The organism is Microbacterium awajiense (genome assembly GCF_039536545.1).
In the GTDB taxonomy this organism is placed as follows: domain Bacteria; phylum Actinomycetota; class Actinomycetes; order Actinomycetales; family Microbacteriaceae; genus Microbacterium; species Microbacterium awajiense.
In genome coordinates this window covers 679899-697402 of record NZ_BAAAYU010000001.1, presented here as the reverse complement: position 1 = coordinate 697402, position 17504 = coordinate 679899, and the positions used below count along the sequence as shown (strand labels likewise).

At 69.4% G+C, this 17504-nt stretch carries 15 protein-coding genes and 1 pseudogene; 11 read left to right on the top strand and 5 right to left on the bottom strand.

From position 1 onward, the window contains the following. Window positions 1–29: 29 nt before the first annotated feature. Window positions 30–536: a hypothetical protein gene (locus ABD663_RS03485; protein WP_344736465.1), complete on the top strand. Its 507-nt coding sequence runs from the start codon at window positions 30–32 to the stop codon at window positions 534–536. A gap of 32 nt (window positions 537–568) precedes the next feature. Here the strand turns inward: ABD663_RS03485 and ABD663_RS03480 are convergent, their stop codons facing one another. Together ABD663_RS03480 and ABD663_RS03475 are read right to left on the bottom strand one after the other, a co-directional pair. Then, window positions 569–1651, bottom strand: coding sequence for a GNAT family N-acetyltransferase (locus ABD663_RS03480; RefSeq protein ID WP_344736464.1), 1083 nt, complete (start codon window positions 1649–1651; stop codon window positions 569–571). 92 nt (window positions 1652–1743) lie between these two features. Beyond that, the gene (locus tag ABD663_RS03475) at window positions 1744–1989 is read right to left on the bottom strand and encodes a hypothetical protein (protein ID WP_344736463.1); all 246 of its coding nucleotides are present in this window, start codon (window positions 1987–1989) and stop codon (window positions 1744–1746) included. A 483-nt stretch (window positions 1990–2472) separates the two neighbouring features. Here ABD663_RS03475 and smc point away from each other — a divergent pair, with 483 nt between their 5' ends. The 3 genes from smc to ABD663_RS03460 all read left to right on the top strand — a co-directional run bounded on the left by smc (window position 2473) and on the right by ABD663_RS03460 (window position 7450). Then, window positions 2473–5985, top strand: coding sequence for a chromosome segregation protein SMC (gene smc, locus ABD663_RS03470; protein ID WP_344736462.1), 3513 nt, complete (start codon window positions 2473–2475; stop codon window positions 5983–5985). A 20-nt stretch (window positions 5986–6005) separates the two neighbouring features. Then, on the top strand, window positions 6006–6878 hold the full coding sequence (ftsY, locus tag ABD663_RS03465) for a signal recognition particle-docking protein FtsY (protein ID WP_344736461.1): 873 nt from the start codon (window positions 6006–6008) through the stop codon (window positions 6876–6878). Between the two features lie 71 nt (window positions 6879–6949). After that, a complete protein-coding gene (locus ABD663_RS03460) occupies window positions 6950–7450 on the top strand; it encodes a DUF2004 domain-containing protein (protein ID WP_344736460.1) in 501 nt (166 codons plus the stop codon). 89 nt (window positions 7451–7539) lie between these two features. On the opposite strand, the gene lipA is transcribed toward ABD663_RS03460, so the two are convergent. Next, a complete protein-coding gene (gene lipA / locus ABD663_RS03455) occupies window positions 7540–8556 on the bottom strand; it encodes a lipoyl synthase (RefSeq protein ID WP_344736459.1) in 1017 nt (338 codons plus the stop codon). After that, complete coding sequence (gene lipB, locus ABD663_RS03450; protein ID WP_344736457.1) at window positions 8553–9191, bottom strand: lipoyl(octanoyl) transferase LipB; 639 nt, start codon at window positions 9189–9191, stop codon at window positions 8553–8555. The genes lipA and lipB overlap by 4 nt, the downstream gene beginning before the upstream one ends. 97 nt (window positions 9192–9288) lie before the next feature. Between lipB and ABD663_RS03445 the strand changes: the two genes are divergently transcribed. Together ABD663_RS03445 and ffh are read left to right on the top strand one after the other, a co-directional pair. Beyond that, a complete protein-coding gene (locus tag ABD663_RS03445) occupies window positions 9289–10290 on the top strand; it encodes a TetR family transcriptional regulator (protein WP_344736455.1) in 1002 nt (333 codons plus the stop codon). Window positions 10291–10302: 12 nt separating this feature from the next. Then, window positions 10303–11880 (top strand): signal recognition particle protein, encoded by a 1578-nt coding sequence (gene ffh, locus ABD663_RS03440; protein ID WP_344736454.1) that lies wholly within the window; start codon window positions 10303–10305, stop codon window positions 11878–11880. Window positions 11881–11895: 15 nt separating this feature from the next. On the opposite strand, the pseudogene ABD663_RS03435 reads toward ffh, so the two are convergent. Continuing rightward, a pseudogene (locus ABD663_RS03435) lies at window positions 11896–13057 on the bottom strand (glutamate--cysteine ligase). 187 nt (window positions 13058–13244) lie between these two features. Between ABD663_RS03435 and rpsP the strand changes: the two are divergent. Genes rpsP through glgX form a run of 5 tightly spaced genes read left to right on the top strand, consistent with a single transcriptional unit; the run spans window position 13245 to window position 17499 of the window. Continuing rightward, the gene (rpsP, locus tag ABD663_RS03430) at window positions 13245–13682 is read left to right on the top strand and encodes a 30S ribosomal protein S16 (RefSeq protein WP_344736453.1); all 438 of its coding nucleotides are present in this window, start codon (window positions 13245–13247) and stop codon (window positions 13680–13682) included. Between the two features lie 4 nt (window positions 13683–13686). Further along, complete coding sequence (locus ABD663_RS03425; protein ID WP_344736452.1) at window positions 13687–13917, top strand: RNA-binding protein; 231 nt, start codon at window positions 13687–13689, stop codon at window positions 13915–13917. After that, window positions 13917–14543 (top strand): ribosome maturation factor RimM, encoded by a 627-nt coding sequence (gene rimM / locus ABD663_RS03420; protein ID WP_344736451.1) that lies wholly within the window; start codon window positions 13917–13919, stop codon window positions 14541–14543. Before ABD663_RS03425 ends, rimM begins: the two co-directional genes overlap by 1 nt. 1 nt (window position 14544) lies before the next feature. Next, window positions 14545–15231, top strand: coding sequence for a tRNA (guanosine(37)-N1)-methyltransferase TrmD (gene trmD / locus ABD663_RS03415; protein WP_344736450.1), 687 nt, complete (start codon window positions 14545–14547; stop codon window positions 15229–15231). A gap of 54 nt (window positions 15232–15285) precedes the next feature. After that, window positions 15286–17499: a glycogen debranching protein GlgX gene (gene glgX, locus ABD663_RS03410; RefSeq protein ID WP_344736449.1), complete on the top strand. Its 2214-nt coding sequence runs from the start codon at window positions 15286–15288 to the stop codon at window positions 17497–17499. Window positions 17500–17504: the final 5 nt, after the last annotated feature.

The window sequence follows — 17504 nt, the reverse complement described above, 5'->3', positions numbered from 1 at the left end:
ACACGTGGCCATCGACTATCGGGGGCAGTATGACCGACTACGAGAAGACCGAGCGACAGCCGCTCGTCAGCCGACGTGCCGTGACCCGTGCCGCTGCCTGGTCGGTGCCGGCGATCGCCGTCGCCGCGGCGGTCCCCGCGTACGCCGCAAGCGGTGCGGCGGGATCGATCACCGGCCGATGCCGCTCGGGGGTTCTGGCGGACTTCGACGTCGTGGTCACTCAGGCCGACCTCGGCACGTCGATACAGATCGTGCTTCAGCACAGTGGCGACGGCTCGTTCGGCGTGACCGCGCCGAACGGGTGGGTTCTCGCGAACGCGACTGCATCGAGCTACACCTACATCGCGCCGACACTGAACGGTGCGCTCTCCGGCACGGTCGTCGCCAACTACAACCTGGGACAGAACGGAGTCGCCACCGTCACGGCGACGATCTCGGCACTGTCAGGCACCCCGCTCGCGGGAGACCTGAGCGCCGCCGTATCGAAGCGCCGCAACGGCAACAGCGACAACTACATGTGCTCCGTGGTCGGCTGATCGTCAGACGAGCGCCCTCCTCCGGACGTCGGTCATGACAGCACCTTCTTCCAGGCGCCGAGGTACGACACCGGTACGAACCCGATGGCCTCGTTGATGTCGAGCATCGGGCGGTTCTCCTCTGCGTTGTAGGTGATCACCCGTGGCGTCCCCGGCGCGATGTCGCGCCACGCCTGCAGGCCGCGGCACTTGACGAGCATCCCGAGCCGATGGCCGCGATGCTCCTTGAGCACCAGGGTGTCCTCCTGGTGCGAGGCCTCGTTGCGGTCCTTGCCGATCACGAGCTCGTTGAAGGCGCACAGTTCTCCGGTCTCGAGGTGCTGGGCCGCCGTGACGAACAGCAGCCGGCCGGAGTCGGTGTAGGTGGCGTCGTGCCGTGCGATGCGCGCGGCATCCCACACCTCTTCGTCGAACTCGAGGTTCGCGGACGGCGCATCGGTGTTCATGCGCGACTTCATCCAGGCGTAGCCCTCGGCGAACTCCGGTGGGGTGGGCGGCGACCACTGCACGACGCGGTAGCCGGCGGCGGCGCGCTCGGCATCGGCCGCCAGGCGTTCGACCTCGGCGAAGTCGCCTCTCATGTCGAACGCGCTCTTGCGCTCGATCTGCTCGAGCACGTACCCGCGGTCGAGGTAGAACCGGGCCACGCGGTCTTCGGGGATGCTGCCGAATCCGGTCGGCGCGTCCAGCTGAGGTCCGTCGGCGGCGGGGTGCTCGGCCCACGACTGGAGGACCGTGCGACCGTGCTCACGGGCCGCCTGCTCGACGAGCTGGTACGCACGCGCTCCGACGCCGCGGCCCTGCGCGCGACGCAGCAGTTCGATGAGCCAGTACGCGTTCTTCGAACCAGGATGCTGGGGCATGTCGATGCCCGCGCGTCCGACGACGTCGCCGTCGAGTGCGAGGACCCACACCAGCCGGCGCTCATCGGGGTCGGGTCGGTAGTAGGGCAACAGCTCATCGGCGGCGATGCCGTCGTCGTCGTTGCCGGTGATCTCGCGGTAGACGGCGTTGCGCACGCGCACCATCGCGATGAAGTCGCCTGCGTCGTCGGCGTCGATCGACGCGGGAATGGCGAGAGGCCGGATCTCGAGTCCGGAAAGGGTGGTGGTCATGGTCGGTGATTCCTCGGTGACGTCGTCTTCTTCGGTGTGCGGGGCGGATGCCGGGTCCGTCGGCGATGGGAGCCGACGGACCCGTGGTGCCGTCATCGACGGTGCGCGAGGTGGGCCTCGCGCTCGTAGGCGAGTTCCCGGCGCTCGCGATCGATCAGCGCACGGTGGGCGAGCGAGTGTCGCTCGCGGTCGGCGGCGTTGCGGGTGCTCCAGAGGATCAGGCGCAGCGCGAGCCTCAGGGTGAGGCGGTCGATCAGCGAGATGCGGGTGTCGCGGCGGGGGAGCCGCAGCGTATCGGAGGAATCCGACGGGCGCTGCGGCGCGGTGAGGGTGTTCATTTTCGATGCTCTTTCGATGGAGAGGGATGCCTCGAAGGATGACGAGGCGGAGATGCCGTGCCGCAGCACGACGGGCGGATGCGCGGAAGGGGAGCGGACCTGTGATCAGGTGCGCGATGGGAGTCTTCTCCCGGAGATGGGCAGACTCGTCCCCTGCGCGGGACTCAGGAGGCGGTGTGAGCGCGACCGTTCTGGAACATGCCGAAGGAGACGGTCCTCGGCAGGCAGACACGGGTGGGCGCGCCGATCGGCGCGGCGACTCCGGTGGTGTTCATGATCATCATGGCTGAGGACCTCCTTTCTCTACTTCGGATGCGGAGAGTGACACTAGCGGCTCGGTGATGCCGACGTCAAGCGGATTCTCGGTTTCGGTCGCCGGCGGGCGTGTCGCGGCATCCTCGGCGCACCGTCGACGTGCGTCGTGGATCGGGGGAATTCAAGGTAGCGTGTCCGGGTAATCGGCCGGGGCGGAAGGGCGCATCCATGCACCTGAAGAGCGTGACGCTCAAGGGTTTCAAGTCGTTCGCCCAGCCGACCACCTTCGCGCTCGAGCCGGGTGTCACCTGCATCGTCGGACCCAACGGATCCGGCAAATCGAACGTCGTCGACGCCCTCGCGTGGGTGATGGGCGAGCAGGGCGCCAAGACGCTTCGCGGCGGCAAGATGGAGGACGTCATCTTCGCCGGAACCTCGACGCGCGGACCTCTGGGTCGCGCCGAGGTGCAGTTGACGATCGACAACAGCGACGGCGCGCTTCCGATCGAGTACTCCGAGGTCAGCATCAGCCGCACGTTGTTCCGCAACGGCGCGAGCGAGTATGCGATCAACGGCGAGACATGCCGGTTGCTCGACGTGCAGGAGCTGCTGAGCGATTCGGGCCTGGGGCGTGAGATGCACGTCATCGTTGGGCAAGGGCGCCTCGACAGTGTCCTGCAGGCGACACCGGAAGATCGTCGGGGATTCATCGAAGAGGCCGCCGGTATCCTCAAGCACCGGCGTCGCAAGGAGAAGACCCTTCGCAAGCTCGAGGCGATGGAGGCCAACCTCACGCGCCTGAGTGATCTCGCCGGTGAGTTGCGCCGCCAACTCAAGCCGCTGGGAAAGCAGGCCGAGATCGCGCGCGAGGCGGCGACGATCGCAGCGGTCGTGCGCGACGCCAAGGCGCGGCTGTTCGCTGACGAGCTCGTGCAGCTGCGCGCCCAACTGGCCGACCACACCCGCACCGAGCAGGAGCGTCACACCGAGCGGCTCGTGCTGCAGGATCAGGTCGACAACGTGCGCGCCCGCATCGAGGCTCTGGAGGCGCAGCAGCGCACCGATGCGGTCGACGCCGCCCGCAGCACGGCCTTCGGGCTCGAGCGCGTGCAGGAGCGTCTGCGCGGGCTGTACACCCTCGCCGGTCAGCGACTCGCGCTGCTGGGAGAGGACGACGACGCGGTTGCGGCGGCCCCGACTGTGTCGCAGGCGACCATCGACGAGGTCCACTCCGAGATCGAGACTCTCGGCGACGCGCTCCAGCGGGCCCATGATGCCGCCGGCGAGGCATCCCGTCACGTCGTCCGCGCGCGCGGAGAACTCGACGCGCTCGACACGGACATCGCAGCGCAGAGCGCTCTGGTGTCGGAGCACGACATGCGCATCACCGCGCTGCGCGGGTCGGCCGAGGCCGCCGAATCGGCGCTGAGCGCGGTGCTCGGGGCCGTCGAACGGCAGCAGCGTGCCCTGGATGCAGCGCTCGCGCGGCGAGCCGAGACCGAGCGGGAGCTCGCCGGCGTCGACCCCGACCTCGCTCCGGAGGGAACGTCGGCCGAGTACGCGGCCGCCTACGAGACCGCGCAGCGGGAGGCCGCCGATGCCGAGTCGGGGGCGGCCGCCCTGCGCGAGCGACTGCACGCCGTCGAGCGCGAGGTCGAGGCGCTCACGGCGCAGACGTCGGCGCTGACCCGCGCGCTCGAGGTGAAGAACGCGGCTGCCGAGATCGTCGCGCGGGGGTCGAAGGGCGTCCACGGGCTTCTCGGCGATGCGGTCAAGGTCACCCCCGGTTTCGAGGCCGCGATCGCCGCCGCGCTGGGACCGGTCGCCGAAGGCGTGCTGGTGGACTCGGCCGACGATGCCTACGCCGTCGCCGCGCAGGCTCGCGACGACGAGTTGGGCATCGTCGACATCGCGATCGCCGACGCCCCCGATCGTGCGCTCGAGGCGGACGGCCCCGAGGGCGTGCGCGCGGCGCGCGATGTCGTGACGGCGCCCCGGGGTGTGCGGGGTCTGCTCGCCGCGGTCTACGTCGCCGACGATCTGGCGTCCGCGGGCAGGGCGGCCTCGCAACTCGCCGAGGCCGGCGTGCGCGCGACGATCGTCACGACCGCCGGTGAGGTGGTGACCGAGCACACGGTGCGTGCGGGGTCCGGCCAGGGGCGCTCGCGACTCGAGCTCGCCGCCGAACGCGACAGCGCGGCCACGCGCCGCGACGAGCTGACCGTCGTCGCGGACTCCCTGCGTGAGGCGCTGGCAGAGACGGTCGCCGACCTCGAGGCCGCGCGGCAGCGGACCAAGGCCGCCCTGGCCACCCTGCGCGCGCACGACGCCGCCCTGGCCGCGCACACCGAGCAGGTCAATCGAGCCACCCTGCGCCACGAAGCGGCGGTCGCCGAGTGCGACCGTCTGGCGTCGGGACTCGCGCAGGCGGAGACGGCCGTCGCGGATGCCCGGGATGCCGCCCGCTCGGCGGCGGATCAGCTCGCATCGGCTCTCGAGGCGCCCCGCCCGATCTTGGACGCGTCGGCGCGCGAGGGACTGCTCGAAGCGCTCGAGTCGGCCCGCGATGCAGAGATGCGTGCGCGGCTGGACGTCGAGACGCTCAAGGAGCGCATCCGCGCCGAGCAGGCGCGTGCGACACAGCTCGAGCGACAGCGCGAGCGGGAGCGCGACGCGGCGACGGAGGCGGCCCGCCGCGCTGTGCTGCGGCGCGCTCAGCGCGACGTCGCAGCCGGCGTCGCGGGCGACCTGCCCGCCGTCCTCGACTCGGTCGATCGTTCGGTGTCGCAGGCACGCGTCGAACTGGCCGCCGCCGAGTCGGCGCGCACGGCCGTCACGGCGGAGCTCGCCGAGCTGCGCAGTCAGGAGAGCGCCGCGCGCGAGCGGCTCGCGGGACTCACCGAGAGCGTTCACTCGATCGAGCTCCAGATCCACGAGAAACGGCTCCACGTGACCGGACTGGTCGAGCGCGCGACGAGCGAGCTCGGACTAGACGAAAACATTCTCATCTCGGAATATGGCCCTGATCAGGGCGTCCCTGTCCTGGCCGATGACGGTGAGGAGAGCAGTGAGCCGTATGACCGTGCGCGCCAGCGCCGTCGGCTGCAGGAGGCGGAGCGCACGCTGTCGCAGCTCGGCAGGGTCAACCCGCTCGCCCTCGAGGAGTTCGCGGCGCTCGAACAGCGTCACGCGTTCCTGACCGAACAGCTCGCCGACCTCACGCAGACCCGCAAGGACCTCATCACGATCATCGAGGAGCTCGACGAGCGGATGCAGTCGATCTTCCTGGCCGCATTCGAAGACACCCGCGCCGCCTTCGGGGAAGTCTTCCCGGTGCTGTTCCCCGGCGGAACGGGCAGCATCGCGTTGAGCGATCCCGACAGCCCGCTGACGACGGGCATCGAGGTGTCGGTGCGTCCGGTCGGCAAGAAGATCGAGCGCCTCTCGCTGCTGTCCGGTGGCGAGCGGTCGCTTGCCGCGGTCGCATTGCTCACGGCGATCTTCAAGGCCCGCCCGAGCCCGTTCTACATCCTCGACGAGGTCGAGGCGGCTCTGGACGACGCGAACCTCGGCCGTCTGCTCGGCGTGTTCGAGCAACTGCGCGAGTCGAGTCAGTTGATCGTCATCACCCACCAGAAGCGGACGATGGAGATCGCAGACGCGCTCTACGGCGTCTCGATGCGTCAGGACGGCGTGTCTGCCGTGGTCGGTCAGCGACTGGCCGAGCGCGCGGCGAGCTGACCGCCCCGTACGCTGGACCCATGGCTGAGAGCTCCTGGTCGCTGGGTCGCGCGCTGCGCGGCGTGTTCGTCAAGCCGACGATCGACGAGACGACATGGGAAGACCTCGAGACCGCGCTGCTGACGGCGGACTTCGGTCCCGACATCACCGAGCGCATCGTCGACGAACTCCGCGACAAGGTGGAGCGCTTCCGCACGACGGATCCCCGCGACCTGCAGCGGATGCTCGTCGAGACGCTCGAGGAGCATTTCGCGAAGTTCGACACGACCCTGCGGCTGACCGAACGCCCGGCGGTCGTGCTCGTGGTCGGCGTGAACGGCGTCGGCAAGACCACGACGATCGGCAAGTTCGCGAAGTTCCTGCAGCGCTACGGCCGTTCGGTCGTCGTCGGGGCAGCCGACACGTTCCGCGCCGCGGCGGTCGATCAGCTCGCGACGTGGGCCGAACGGGGAGGCGCGGCCATCGTGCGCCCCGAGCGCGAGGGCCAGGACCCGGCATCCGTGGCCTTCCAGACGATCAGCCATGCCATCGAGACCGGCACCGAGATCGTTCTCGTCGACACTGCGGGGCGCCTGCACACCAAGGGCGGGCTCATGGACGAACTGACCAAGATCCGGCGTGTGATCGAGAAGCAGGCGCCGATCAGCGAGGTGCTGCTGGTCCTCGACGCCACGACCGGTCAGAACGGCGTCATGCAGGCCGAGGCTTTCCTGCAGCACGCGGGCGTCACGGGCCTGGTGATCACCAAGCTGGACGGCTCGGCCAAGGGCGGTTTCGTCCTGGCGGTGCAGGAGCGCACCGGCATTCCCGTCAAACTGCTCGGTCAGGGTGAGGGCATCGGCGACCTCACCGGCTTCACTCCGCACGTGTTCGCCGCCGCGCTGGTCGGCTGAGCCGCACCCGAGGGCGCGTCATCGGCGTGCCGGGACTACCGTCTCGCGCCGAGCGCTGGTTTCATGGGGACATGGCGATCGAGCACGACTTCTTCGGACTGCTGGAGTCAGGCCCCGACGGCTCGATCTTCTGGTCGGAGAACGTCGAGCTCGGCGATCAGTCGGTGACGGTCGACCTGACAGCGCCCGATCAGGACGACATCGCCCCGACGGCCCTCGACGTCGCCGCCGGGCTCATCTCGTCACTGGAAGAGATCGATCGGTCGGCGCGCAACGCGATGGTCGGCGAACTCGATGACCGCACCAGCGAGGTGACCGAGTACATCCTGCAGCAGCAGCAGGAGCTCGGCGAGGAGATCGACGACATGCTCGTCGACGTCTCGGGTGACCTGCACGTCGATGTCATCCGGTCGCTTCAGCTGATGAGCATGACGATCCTCGCCGACGAGCACGGGTCGAACGACCCGTTCGTGGTGCTCGAGTACGCGCTGGATCCGGATGCCACCGACGACGTGCTGCTGGTGAACCTGGATTCCGACGGCGCCGTGCTGTCGGTGACCTCGGCGGACTAGACACGAGACGGGGCAATGCTGCGAAGCAGCGTCGACGCGTCTGCGTGTCTGGATCGAGGAGCGCGCGAAGCGCGCGTATCGAGATCTCCTCACACCGCCTGAGCGAACCCCTGTTCCACGCCTTCGGCGATGTGGGACAGATGCGGAGGGATCTCGCGGCCCTTCGAGATCATCGACTGCGCCCACAGGCGGCCGGCGCGGTACGACGAACGCACGAGGGGCCCGGCGAGGACTCCGAGGAAGCCGATCCGTTCGGCCACCTCCTTGAACTCGACGAACTCCTGCGGCTTGACCCATCGCGCCACCGGAAGGTGCCGGGGGGACGGACGCAGGTACTGCGTGATGGTGATGATGTCGGTGCCGGCGTCGTGCAGGTCCTGCAGCGCCTGCACCACTTCCTCCGGCTCTTCGCCCATGCCGAGGATCAGGTTCGACTTGGTGATGAGTCCGGCGGCCCGCGCCTGCGTGAGCACGTCGAGGGAGCGCTCGTAGCGGAAGGCCGGGCGGATCCGCTTGAAGACGCGGGGGACGGTCTCGACGTTGTGCGCGAACACCTCGGGGCGGCTGTCGAAGACCTCGCCGAGCAGCGCCGCATCTCCGTTGAAATCGGTCGCGAGGATCTCCACACCGGTGTTCGGGTTGCGCCCATGGATCGCCCGAACCGTTTCGGCGTGCAGCCACGCGCCGCCGTCGGGCAGGTCGTCGCGGGCGACGCCGGTGACCGTCGCGTAGCGCAGCTGCATCCGCTCGACGCTCTCGGCGACGCGCCGGGGCTCGTCGGTGTCGTAGTCGGCGGGCTTGCCGGTGTCGATCTGGCAGAAATCGCACCGGCGCGTGCACTGCGAGCCGCCGATGAGGAACGTCGCCTCGCGATCCTCCCAGCACTCGTAGATGTTCGGGCACCCCGCTTCCTGGCAGACGGTGTGCAGCTCTTCGCTCTTGACCAGCGCGTGCAGCGCCTGGTACTCGGGCCCCATCTTGGCCTTCGTCCGGATCCATTCCGGCTTGCGCTCGATCGGGGTCTGCGCGTTGCGCACCTCGAGCCGCAGCAGCTTGCGGCCGCCGGGTCCCGACGTCGATGCCGCAGGGGTCGCGCAGCCGCTCATGCGGGCACTCCCGCGAACTCGGCCGCGAACACGCGGCTGACACTCGGGATCACGTCTCGCACACCGACGTCACGGCCGACGACCTCGCTGACCGTCGTGACACCGGCATCCGTGATCCCACACGGGATGATGCCGCGGAATGCGGCGAGCGAGTTGTCGCAGTTGATCGCGAAACCGTGCATCGTCACGCCGCGTTCGACGCGCACGCCGATCGCCGCGACCTTGTCCTCGGAGAGGGGGCGGCGCACCCACACGCCGCTGCGTCCGTCGACCTGATACCCGTCGACGCCGAGCTCGGCGAGCGCTGCGATGAGCAGACGTTCGAGCCGGCGGACGTGCGCCACCACGTCGATCGGCTCCCCGAGCCGCACGATCGGATAGCCGACGAGCTGGCCGGGCCCGTGCCACGTGATCTTGCCGCCGCGGTCGACGTCGACCACCGGCGTGCCGTCGACCGGCCGCTCGTGATCTTCGGTCCTCTTGCCCGCGGTGTAGACGGCCTCGTGCTCGAGCAGCAGGAGCGTGTCGGGTCGCGTACCGTCGGCCACCTCGGCGTGGACGCGACGCTGCAGCGCCCAGCCGTCGGTGTACGGCACCGGTGCGGGGGACAGGCCCACCGTGGTGATCTCGAGCATGGCGTCCTTCGGGGTCGTCGGTCCGGTGTTTATGGATGCGGTCCAACAATACCCGCTCGAGCCGACGACGCGTGCTCCGCGGCCCTAGGCTGGATCGATGGCCCCCGCAATCGGACGTCCCCGCGCATCGTCGCGCGAAACCCTGGCGGAAGCGGCGTGCGAGCTGTTCCTCGAGCGCGGCTTCGAAGCGACCTCGGTGGCCGACATCGCCTCGCGGGCGGGAGTGAGCCGCTCGAGCTTCTTCAACTACTTCGAGTCGAAGTCCGCCGTCCTGTGGGCGGGACTGGACGAACGGCTCACGCACATGCAGACCCGACTCGAGGCCGATGAGGAGACCGACGCCCCGCGAGCGGTGCGCGCGGCTGTGCTCGGCCTCGCCGACGACTTCGCCCCGGACAGCCTCGCGCTCGGCATCGTCAACGCCGCTGCCATGGGTCTGGACGCGGAACTCGAGCGCGAGGGCGCGCTGCGGCGCGGCCGCGTCGCCCGCTCGGTGGCTGACCGTCTCGAGCGGGGTGGGGCCGATCGCCTTCATGCCGACGTGGCGGGCGCGGCCTGGGGCGGCGCCGTCCTGTCGGCGATCGAGGCCTGGGCGCACGACGGCGCAGGTCGGACCGCGTTGTCACGGTTCTTGGCCATGGCGGGCGAGTCCGCAGCGCTCGTGTCGGGCGCCGCGCCGATCGGTGCGGTGCGACAGCTGCGCGTCGTGGTGCAGGCGTCCGCCTTCGAGCAGACTCTCGCCTTCTATCGAGACGTCGTCGGCATGCCGCAAGCCGAGGCGTACGAAGCCGACGGGGGCGCGCGCGTGGCGATCCTCGCCGCCGGGCGGGCGACCCTCGAGATCGCCAACCCCGAGCAGGTGACCTTCATCGACCGCGTCGAGACCGACGGCGATGCGCCGAGCGATCCGATCCGGATCGCCCTCGAGGTCGACGACACGCACGCCGCCCAGTCGCGTCTCGACGAGGGCGGGGCGGTGGTGGAGGCATCCGCCCGTCGCACGCCCTGGGATTCGGTCAACGCACGACTGCGCGGTCCGGCGGGTCTGCAGCTGACCCTCTTCCAGGAGCTCGGCGGGGGCCCGAGCGTGCTCCCGTAGAATCGGGGGATCATGGCGACTTTCGGCACCCTCTCCGACCGGCTCACCGAGACCTTCCGCAATCTCCGCACCAAGGGCAAGCTCACGCCCGCGGACGTCGACGGGACGGTCCGCGAGATCCGACGGGCGCTGCTCGACGCCGACGTCGCGCTCGTGGTCGTCAAGGACTTCACCGCGAAGGTGCGCGAACGTGCGCTCGGCGACGAGGTCAACCGAGCCCTCAACCCTGCGCAGCAGGTCGTGCAGATCGTCAACGAGGAGCTCGTCGCGATCCTGGGGGGCCAGCAGCGTCGTCTGCAGTTCGCGAAGAACCCGCCCACGGTCATCATGCTCGCCGGCCTCCAGGGCTCGGGAAAGACCACGTTCGCGGGCAAGCTCGCGCACCAGCTCGAGAAGGAGGGCCACACACCGCTCCTGATCGCAGCCGACCTTCAGCGACCCAATGCCGTCAACCAGCTGCAGGTCGTCGCCGACCGCGCCGGCGCCGCGATCTACGCCCCCGAGCCGGGCAACGGCGTCGGCGACCCCGTCAAGGTCGCCCGCGACGGCGTCGAGGTCGCGCGGCGTCAGCAGCACGATGTCGTCATCATCGACACCGCCGGCCGGCTCGGCGTCGACGCCGAGCTGATGAAGCAGGCCGCCGACATCCGGAAGGCGACCGAACCCGACGAGGTGCTGTTCGTCATCGACGCGATGATCGGTCAGGATGCCGTCAACACGGCCAAGGCCTTCCAGGACGGCGTCGACTTCACCGGAGTGGTGCTGTCCAAGCTCGATGGCGACGCGCGCGGCGGCGCGGCCCTCTCGGTCGCCAGCGTCACCGGTCGCCCGATCATCTACGCGTCCACCGGCGAGGGTCTCGACGACCTCGAGGCGTTCCACCCCGACCGCATGGCCAGCCGCATCCTCGACCTCGGCGACATCCTCACCCTGATCGAGCAGGCTCAGCAGGCCTTCGACGAGGCCGAGGCGATGAAGGTCGCCGAGAAGATCGCGACCGAGCAGTTCACCCTCGAGGACTTCCTCGAGCAGATGCAGCAGCTCAAGAAGATGGGCTCGATGAAGAAGATGCTCGGCATGCTGCCGGGCATGGGCCAGATGAAGCAGCAGATCGACGACTTCGATGAGCGCGAGATCGATCGCACCGAGGCGATCATCCGATCGATGACGCCCGGTGAGCGCCGCAACCCCAAGGTGCTCAACGGCTCGCGTCGCCTGCGCATCGCCCGCGGCTCGGGGATGACCGTGACAGATGTCAATCAGCTGGTCCAGCGATTCGACCAGGCCGCGAAGATGATGAAGACCGTCGCCAAGGGCGGCGTGCCCAACATCCCCGGCATGGGCCCGGTGCCCGGCGCGGGGCGCCCCGGGGCATCGAGCAAGCGCGGGGCGAAGGGCAAGAAGAAGAGCACGGGCTCACGGTCGGGCAATCCGGCGAAGCGGGCGGCCGAAAACGCGGGCATCGCCGCGGCCGCCGCCGAGCAGCCCACCGGCTCGGGCTTCGGCCTGGGCGCAGGCGGTGGCGCCGCCGGCGGCACCCCGAGTGCCGAAGATCTCGCCGAACTGCAGCGGATGCTCGGCCGGGGCTGACCGGCCGACCGCGGCTCAGCCGCCCAACGAGGCGAGGTGGTCGCGCAGGGTCGGACCGGCGCGGAACTCGCGCACCAGGTGCCGGACGACTTCGCGCAGATCGCCGTCGGCGGCTTCGGCGACGAGGAGTTGCCGAGCATAGCTCGCTCCGTCGCTGAGGATCCGCTCGATGCCCTCCAGCTCGCGGGAACAGTCGAGTTCGACGGCGATGCCACGCAGTCGCTCGAGCGTCTCGCGCAGGTGGTCGCGCACCGGTCGCTGCGTGCCGGCGCGGTCGACGATCACCGTGGCGTCGAGGCCGTAGCGCGCCGCCCGCCACTTGTTCTCGCGGACGAACCACGGCTGGATCGTGGTGAGTGGGCGGCCCTCGTCGAGTTCGCGCGAGAAGTGCTCGACGAGCGTCTGCACCAGCGCCGCCACCGCGGCGAGCTCGGGCAGCGTCGACATGCCGTCGCACGCGCGCACCTCCACGGTTCCCCAGCGGGGAGCCGGTCGGATGTCCCAACGCACCTCGGTGGAGTCGGCCATGACGCCGGTGCGCACCATGTCGTCGAGATAGGACTCGAACTGCGCCCAGTCCTCCAGGGGCCAGGGCAGTCCCGCCGTCGGCAGCTGCTGGAAGACGAGAGCACGGTTCGACGCGTACCCGGTGCGCTCGCCCGCCCAGAACGGACTCGCCCGCCGACAGCGCCTGCAGGTGGGGCAGGTACACGCTCAACGCGTTGACGATCGGCAGCACCTTGTCGACGTCGTCGACGCCGATGTGCACATGGATCCCCCAGATCATCATGTTGCGACCCCACCACTGCGTGCGGTCGATCAACGCGTGATAGCGCGTGTTGTCGGTGACCTGCTGCGTGAACCATTGTGCGAAGGGATGGCTGCCGGCGCAGAGGAGATCGATCTCGAGCGGGTCGGTGACGGTGCGCACGGCTGCGATGGCATCCGCGATGTCATGCACCGCGTCGGCCACCGTGGCGCCCACGCTGCTGGTGACCTCGACCGTGTTGGTCAGCAGCTCCCCGGTCACCGTGTACGGCGCGAGGGCCGTCGACTCCGCGAGTGCCGCGAGCACCTCGGGCGCGCGTGGTGCCAGCTCGCCGCCGCGATCGGCGAGCATGACCTCCCACTCCAGGCCGACGGACGAGCGGGCGGATGTCGCGAACGGCACCGTCATCCGCACAGTCTGGCACGCAGGGCGACAGCGGCGGTGGTTCGCGGGCGTGTCTTCGATCTGGCAGAATAGAGGGTCGTACGCAGCGCTCGACCCTCTATCCGGCGCCGCGACCATCCCAGAGCTCCCGCCGGGTGTGCACCCCACGCTCCAGGCGACGTTCATTCCCTTTCCACACATCAGGAGAATCGTGGCTGTCAAGATCCGCCTCAAGCGCCTCGGCAAGATCCGTGCGCCGTATTACCGCATCGTCGTCGCCGACTCGCGCACCAAGCGCGACGGGCGCGTCATCGAAGAGATCGGCAAGTACCACCCCACCGAGCAGCCCTCGTTCATCGAGGTCGACTCCGATCGTGCGCAGTACTGGCTCGGCGTGGGCGCGCAGCCGACCGAGCAGGTGCTCGCCATCCTCAAGCTGACCGGCGACTGGGGGCGCTTCCAGGGAGACGAGAACGCCGTGTCGACCGTGAAGACGCCCGAGGGCAAGGCCGAATTCGTCGCCGAAACCTCGAAGAAGTCGGTCGTCAAGCCCAAGGCCGACAAGCCGGCCGAGCCGGCCGCCGAGGCTGAGGCGCCCGCTGACGAGGCTGCCGCCGACGAGGCGCCCGCCGCCGAGCCCGCAGAGTAATCCGTTGCTGGCCACCGCGCTCGAGCACGTCGTCAAGGGGATCGTCGATCACCCCGACGACGTCCGCATCGACTCCGCCTCGTCGTCGCGCGGCGACGTGCTGGAGATCCACGTTCACCCGGATGACCGGGGTCGCGTGATCGGGCGCGGCGGCCGCACGGCGAAGGCGCTGCGCACCCTCATCAGCGCGCTCGCGGACGGCCGGCGCGTGCGCGTCGACGTCGCGGACGACTGATGGGGGTCGCGAAGAAGTCCGCCGCCTCACCCGCCACGGCGGGACGCCCGCGAACGCAGCTGCGCGTCGGTCGCCTGGTGAAGGCCCACGGGCTCAAGGGTGCTCTCAAGCTGGAGCTGTACACCGACGATCCCGACGGCCGGTTCGTGCCGGGTGCGGAGTTCACGCTGCAGGTGCCGGAGTCCTCGCCCTGGCACGGCAAGACCCTGACGGTGCGCGAGTTCAAATGGATGAACTCGCATCCGGTCGCCTTCTTCGAGGGCGTGGACGACCGCACCGAGGCCGAGAGCCTGGTGCGCGCGATCCTGTGGATCGCCCAGGACGTCCAAGCGGCGCCCTCCGAAGAGGACGCCTGGTACGACCACCAGCTCGTCGGTCTCGACGTCGTCCGTGACGGGGAGAACGTCGGGCGGGTCGTGCGGGTCGACCACCTTCCCGCGCAGGACCTCCTCATCGTCAAGGCCGGTGCACGAGAGGTGCTGGTCCCGTTCGTCAAGGCCATCGTGCCCGAGGTCGATCTCACGGCCGGCCGCGTCGTCGTGACACCGCCGACGGGTCTGTTCGAGGACGTCCCCACGACGGACGAGGACGAGCCCGAACCCGAGGCCGACATCACGGAGGAGTGACGTGCGCATCGACGTCGTCTCGATCTTCCCCGCGTTCTTCGACGTGCTCGAGGTGTCACTGCTCGGCAAGGCGCGCGGCCGCGGTCTGCTCGACATCCGCGTGCACGACCTGCGCGACTGGACGCACGACCGCCACCGCACGGTGGACGACACACCGTACGGCGGCGGCGCCGGAATGGTGATGAAGCCCGAGCCCTGGGGTGAGGCGATCGATGCCGTGCGGGCGGATGCCTCCGGGCCGCCCGTCTTCGTCTTCCCGACGCCGGCTGGTCGTCCGTTCACGCAGCGTGCGGCGCGGGCGCTGGCGACCGAACCGCACCTGTTCTTCGGCTGCGGCCGCTACGAGGGGATCGACGAGCGGGTGTTCGACTACGCGGCGTCGGTCGGGCGCGTCGAGCTGCTGAGCCTCGGTGACTACGTGCTCAACGGCGGCGAGGTCGCCGCGATGGCGATGATCGAGGCCGTCGGCCGATTGATCCCGGGTGTCGTCGGCAACCCCGACAGCCTCGCGGAGGAGTCGCACGAGGGCGGGATGCTCGAGCATCCGTCGTACACCAAGCCCGCCTCCTGGCGCGGGCTCGGCGTGCCCGACGTGCTCCTGAGCGGTCATCACGGCGAGATCGCCGCGTGGCGTGCACGCCAGAGCGAGCAGCGCACCCGCGAGCGCCGCCCCGATCTTCTCGCGTGACACTTCCCGTCACGCGTCACCGATAGGGTGATATCCCCTCGGAAGGGATCCTCGATGCACACTTGGCCCGGTTCGGCTTACCCACTCGGGGCGACCTTCGACGGCAGCGGCACCAACTTCGCCCTGTTCAGCGAAGGCGCGACCCGTGTCGAACTCTGCCTCTTCGGCGAGCGCGGCGCCGAGACCCGCATCGACGTGGTCGAGACGGATGCGTACGTCTGGCACGTGTACCTGCCGAACGTCCAGCCCGGCCAGCGCTACGGCTATCGCGTGCACGGTCCGTACGACCCGGCGAGCGGTCAGCGCTTCAACCCCAGCAAGCTGCTGCTCGACCCGTACGCGAAGGCCGTCGAGGGTCAGGTCGCGTGGGGCCAGTCGGTGTTCGGCTACGACTTCGGCCGCCCCGACTCGCGCAACGACGACGACTCGGCCGCCGCCATGATGAAGGGCGTCGTCGTCAACCCGTTCTTCGACTGGGCGGGAGACCGTCAGCCGAAGACGCCGCTGTCGGAGACGCTGATCTACGAGGCCCACGTCAAGGGGCTCACCCAGCTGCACCCCGCGATCCCGAAGGAGATCCGAGGGACGTACAGTGCGCTCGCGCACCCGGCGATCATCGAGCACCTGAAGAAGCTCGGCGTCACGGCGATCGAGCTCATGCCGGTCCACCAGTTCGTGAACGACTCGATCCTGCAGGAGCAGGGCCTGTCGAACTACTGGGGGTACAACACGATCGCCTTCCTCGCTCCGCAGAACACCTACGCCTCGAACGGCCAGCGGGGTGAGCAGGTGCAGGAGTTCAAGGGCATGGTGCGCGCCCTGCACGCCGCCGGCATCGAGGTCATCCTCGATGTCGTGTACAACCACACGGCGGAGGGCAATCATCTCGGCCCGACGTTGTCGATGCGCGGCATCGACAACGCGGCGTACTACCGACTCGAAGCCGACGACCCGCGCTACTACACGGACTACACGGGCACCGGCAACAGCCTGAACGCGGGGAACCCGCACGCTCTGCAGCTGATCATGGACTCGTTGCGCTACTGGGTGCTCGAGATGCACGTCGACGGGTTCCGCTTCGACCTCGCATCCGCGCTGGCGCGCGAGTTCTACGACGTCGACCGCCTGTCGACATTCTTCGAGCTCGTCCAGCAGGACCCGGTCGTGTCGCAGGTCAAACTCATCGCCGAGCCGTGGGACGTGGGACCGGGTGGCTATCAGGTGGGCAACTTCCCGCCGCAGTGGACCGAGTGGAACGGCAAGTACCGAGACACCGTCCGCGACTTCTGGCGCGGCGAACCGCAGGCGCTGGGGGAGTTCGCCTCCCGTCTCACGGGCTCGGCCGACCTCTACGAGCACTCCGGGCGCCGCCCGGTGGCATCCATCAACTTCGTCACCGCGCACGACGGCTTCACCCTGCGCGACCTCGTGTCGTACAACGAGAAGCACAACCTCGCCAACGGCGAGGACAACAACGACGGCGAGTCGCACAACCGCAGCTACAACCACGGGGTCGAGGGTCCCACCGACGACCCCGCGATCCTGACCCTGCGGGCTCGCCAGCAGCGCAACTTCATCACCACCCTGCTGCTCTCGCAAGGCGTGCCGATGCTGTCGCACGGCGACGAACTGGGCCGCACCCAGGGCGGTAACAACAACGGCTACGCGCAGGACAACGAGACGACCTGGATCGACTGGGCGTCGGCCGACCAGCCGCTGCTGGAGTTCACCGCGGCGCTGGCTCGTCTGCGCCGGGAGCACCCGACGTTCCGACGCCGCCGGTTCTTCAACGGCCGTCCGGTCCGTCGGGAGGAGGGCGCTCCGGTGCCCGACATCGTGTGGATGCGGCCCGATGGGACGCAGATGCAACCCGAGGACTGGGACTCCGGTTTCGGACGCGCGATCGGCGTGGTTCTCAACGGCGGCGGCATCCGCGAGCGCGACCGCCGAGGCGAGCAGATCGTCGACAGCCACTTCGCCCTGCTGTTCAACGCCGGCGACGAAGAGGTCGACTTCCTGCTGCCCGCGATGGACTACAGCCCCAGCTGGGACGTGCTGGTCGACACGTCGGGCCGTCTCGCCGACAGCGAGACCCTGCGCCCGGGCGCGACGGTGCCGCTGGCCGAGAAGGCGCTCATCGTGATGTGCGAGCACACCCCGCCCGAGCCCCATCCCGACCACTCGGTCGCCGCCTCGCTCGCCGTCATCACCGGAGCGATCCAGATCGACGAAGTGCCTGCAGCGGCCCCCAAGCAGGAGGCGACCTGACGACG

Excerpts from the sequence above, each read along its gene's own strand:
- lipA (WP_344736459.1), bottom strand. The coding sequence starts at position 8,556 with ATGAGCGGCTGCGCGACCCCTGCGGCATCGACGTCGGGACCCGGCGGC.
- ABD663_RS03460 (WP_344736460.1), top strand. The coding sequence starts at position 6,950 with ATGGCGATCGAGCACGACTTCTTCGGACTGCTGGAGTCAGGCCCCGAC.
- rimM (WP_344736451.1), top strand. The coding sequence starts at position 13,917 with ATGGGGGTCGCGAAGAAGTCCGCCGCCTCACCCGCCACGGCGGGACGC.
- ABD663_RS03445 (WP_344736455.1), top strand. The coding sequence starts at position 9,289 with ATGGCCCCCGCAATCGGACGTCCCCGCGCATCGTCGCGCGAAACCCTG.
- ftsY (WP_344736461.1), top strand. The coding sequence starts at position 6,006 with ATGGCTGAGAGCTCCTGGTCGCTGGGTCGCGCGCTGCGCGGCGTGTTC.
- ABD663_RS03485 (WP_344736465.1), top strand. The coding sequence starts at position 30 with ATGACCGACTACGAGAAGACCGAGCGACAGCCGCTCGTCAGCCGACGT.
- ABD663_RS03475 (WP_344736463.1), bottom strand. The coding sequence starts at position 1,989 with ATGAACACCCTCACCGCGCCGCAGCGCCCGTCGGATTCCTCCGATACG.
- glgX (WP_344736449.1), top strand. The coding sequence starts at position 15,286 with ATGCACACTTGGCCCGGTTCGGCTTACCCACTCGGGGCGACCTTCGAC.
- ABD663_RS03480 (WP_344736464.1), bottom strand. The coding sequence starts at position 1,651 with ATGACCACCACCCTTTCCGGACTCGAGATCCGGCCTCTCGCCATTCCC.
- lipB (WP_344736457.1), bottom strand. The coding sequence starts at position 9,191 with ATGCTCGAGATCACCACGGTGGGCCTGTCCCCCGCACCGGTGCCGTAC.
- smc (WP_344736462.1), top strand. The coding sequence starts at position 2,473 with ATGCACCTGAAGAGCGTGACGCTCAAGGGTTTCAAGTCGTTCGCCCAG.
- ffh (WP_344736454.1), top strand. The coding sequence starts at position 10,303 with ATGGCGACTTTCGGCACCCTCTCCGACCGGCTCACCGAGACCTTCCGC.